The organism is Geminicoccus flavidas, assembly GCF_009806515.1.
In the GTDB taxonomy this organism is placed as follows: Bacteria; Pseudomonadota; Alphaproteobacteria; order Geminicoccales; family Geminicoccaceae; genus Geminicoccus; species Geminicoccus flavidus.
The window spans coordinates 1-3,024 of the sequence record NZ_WUJP01000744.1 but is presented as its reverse complement, the minus strand read 5'-3'; the positions used below and the strand labels follow the sequence as shown (position 1 = coordinate 3,024).

Below are 3,024 nucleotides of genomic sequence, written 5' to 3'. Positions count from 1 at the left end.
TGAATTCTCGGCCGCCCACATTGGGGTGTTGCGGAACATGACGAGCGCAGCCTGCAGTTTGCCGGTCGCCAAGCCGACCATCAGGACGATCAGCATCAGCGCGATACCGACGACGACGAGAGCAATCTTGCGGGTCGTGGTCACATCACGGCGCAGCAACCAGGGCACCACGACATACAGCCCGCCCCAGGCGCCCAGGCCCACGATCCCGATCAGGGTCGTCACCTGGAAGTACATCGCGACCGCCAAGGCCAGCATGCCTACGGCCACGAAGCCGATTCTCCTGACCCCTGCCTCCTGCTCGACGACAGCAGCATAGATCGCGAAGCAGGCGATCAAGAATGCAAAGGCGTGCACGCCATAGAATCGTGCGAACTGCGCCATGTCGACGGCGAACGGGGAGACGGCGAACAGTAGCGCAGCCAGTAGCGCCACGAGGTTGCCCGTTCTCGTCCGCAGCCAGACGAACAGCAGGGATGCCATCAGCGCAACGGAAGCCACAGAAGGCAGCCGCGCCACCCACCGGTGCTCACCGAAGACGGAGAACAGCTTCGCGACCAGCCAAGTGAATACCCGCCCACGCTGGTAAAGGCCATCGGCTATGCTGAAGACCCCGGTCTTCAGATATCCACGCGCGGCCAGAATATGATACAGCTCATCAAAATCTGGAGCCTTGTCCAGATTTATAGCATAGAGGGCGCACGAGAATACGAACAGGAGCAGCGGGATCGTTGGCCCTGAACGCAATATATTCACGTCGACTCTCCGATCAATTGCCGTACCAAGCTCACCAGCCGCTGCGCTTCCCTATCCCAGTTATAAGTCGATCGGACAGCCGCTCGCCCACGCTCCCCCATCGCACGCGCCTCATCAGGGTGCGTCACCAGCCACTGCACGGCGTCTCGCATGGCGCTCGGCTTCGTAGGATCCACGCAAATGCCGACACCCTGCCCCTCGATCAGCGCTTTCCAGACAGGAAAGTCCGATGCGACGATCGGCAGGCCCGCCGCCATGTACTCAAAGAACTTCGTCAGCTCCTTCTCTCTATAATGCTCGGTCTCCGGCATGATAGCGAGGCCGCAGGTCCAGGCCTCTGCATACGCCTGTACTATCCGCGAAAATGGCAATCGTTCGTTGATGCCTTCGAACGTCATCCGGGCGGCAGCGGCTCCTCCACGCTGCTGCATGGCAGCCACCGTTGCAGGTTCAGCCCATCCAACCAGGTGAATTTCGGCGTCGGGCAGATCACGGACGAGATCCGCGTATATCAGCCCTCCACGATCCACCACGAGCGTGCCCGTGTATAGCAGTCGAGGCTTCGTTGGAGGCTGACGGATCGGCTGCTCCATGATGGCAGCGAATCGGTCGAGCCGCGGGTAGTTGAGGACCGGAACCGCATTGGGGAATCGGGCGGAGTAATACCGCTCAGCGATAACAGTCCTGTAGGGAAGCTTCGCTATACGCTCGAAGTAGTCGTAGCCGAATGCTACCACGCTCGCCACCGGCTTGGGCAGCCAATGTCCCTTGCGAATGCTGGTGACATAGTCCTCATGAACATCAAAAATAACGGGTTTGCCTCTCGCCCGCAGCGCCAAAGCGAAGGGAATCAGCTCGGGATCGTGGAACTGATAAAGGTCTGCTTTCTCTGCGAGCGCCCTTGCCACCACCTGACGAGTGGTCACCGTCATCCGCTTCAGCCGACTCTTGGGCTTCGGCACCGTCAGGATTCGCACGCCCTGCAATTGCCGGTCTGGTCCGTCGTCAGGCACCACCAAGGCGACATCGAAACCAGCCTGCGCTAAGGAAACGCACTCCTTCTCGAACACGCGGTTGTCGTGCAGGTTGTGCACCGATGTCAGATGCACGATCTTATGCTGATTCATGACAGCCGCTATGTTGCTGACAGGGGGTAGGCATTGTTCCATCGCATCAGGTTCGCCACGGCCATCCCGTGGCGGCGAGCCTATCAGCTGCGAGAGGTGGCGGGGCTGAGGTGCCTGCGCGGCATGTTCCGACCCTGTCGCGCCGACGCCCTCACCTCGACCTGATAGCAGTAGGGGCCAGATGTCCAGTTGCGCCTCAACAAAGGCGGTTGCTCAGGTCAAGCGCATCTGATCGGACCCATGGTCTGTTGCAGCGGGGAGGCTGGCGAAGTTGCGGGTGGCCGAAGATGGCAACCGCACAGCCCTCAGTGCAAGCCAATCGCTCCGGCAATCTGACAGTCCTCTCCAGCGGGCGGTACGAGACAGGCCTCGACGATCCCTCATTCGGTGGTGACGGCAACTGATGCAGCGCTTCCGGCAGCTTGGCCATGCAGGATAGCGTGATGGCTCAGCAGCCAGTTGACGCCGTAGTTGGCGCTCATGGCCACGCTGTATAGCAGCAATGTCTGATTGGATGAGAGCTGCCAGCCCCATCCGATCAGAAATGCGAGCACGGTGATGGCCATGTTGCCGATATCCCACCAAAGATTCAGGTCCTGGCGACCGAACATCGCCAGCGTCTGGCCGACGGGAAAGATCACGAACTGGGCGAGATACATGATTGACAGAATCTGTAGCTGTACGCCCGCTTCGCGCCACGCCTCGCCGAACACCAGCGCAAACAGAAATGGTGCCGGGATCGCGACCGTCGCCATGCCGAGCAGTCCGATCCAGGCCAGATGGAAGGTAGTCGAGCGGAACAGACGCAGGAGCGCTGCTCGGTCCTCACGTGCGAGCTTAGGCGCAGCACCCAGATATGCCTGTCCGATGCTCATGCCGAGCAGGCGCACGGGTGCCAGTACCACCCGCTGAGCCAGACCGAACTGGCCAGCCACCACGGGCCCGTACAGGGTCGCCAGGAACACCGCCGGCAGCATCTTCGCCGAGGTGTTGAGGAGCAGGGATGGGGTCAGCAGTAGCGGGAAGCGGTAGTGACGTACGGCCGCCGCACGGATCGCGCCCAGACTGGTGGCTCTGAGAAGCGCCCGGTCCCGCGCATCGAAGCTGCGCAGAAAATTGACGATGCCTGCCGGCTGCCCGA

The 3,024-nt window shown here is 61.1% G+C and carries 3 protein-coding genes; all 3 read right to left on the bottom strand.

Annotated elements, in window-relative coordinates; all coding sequences use genetic code 11:
- Window positions 1–756: glycosyltransferase family 39 protein (locus EQG76_RS21330; protein WP_200840997.1), on the bottom strand; the 756-nt coding region annotated here is incomplete at its 3' end.
- Window positions 753–1,883 (bottom strand): glycosyltransferase, encoded by a 1,131-nt coding sequence (locus EQG76_RS21325; protein WP_159716344.1) that lies wholly within the window; start codon window positions 1,881–1,883, stop codon window positions 753–755. The genes EQG76_RS21325 and EQG76_RS21330, both read right to left, overlap by 4 nt.
- Before the next feature lie 380 nt (window positions 1,884–2,263).
- A partial coding sequence (locus tag EQG76_RS21320) for an MATE family efflux transporter (protein ID WP_159716343.1) occupies window positions 2,264–3,024 on the bottom strand: 761 nt, incomplete at its 5' end.

What these genes read in the sequence shown, in the direction of transcription:
- EQG76_RS21325 (WP_159716344.1), bottom strand. Translation starts at nt 1,883, where the DNA reads ATGAATCAGCATAAGATCGTGCATCTGACATCGGTGCACAACCTGCAC.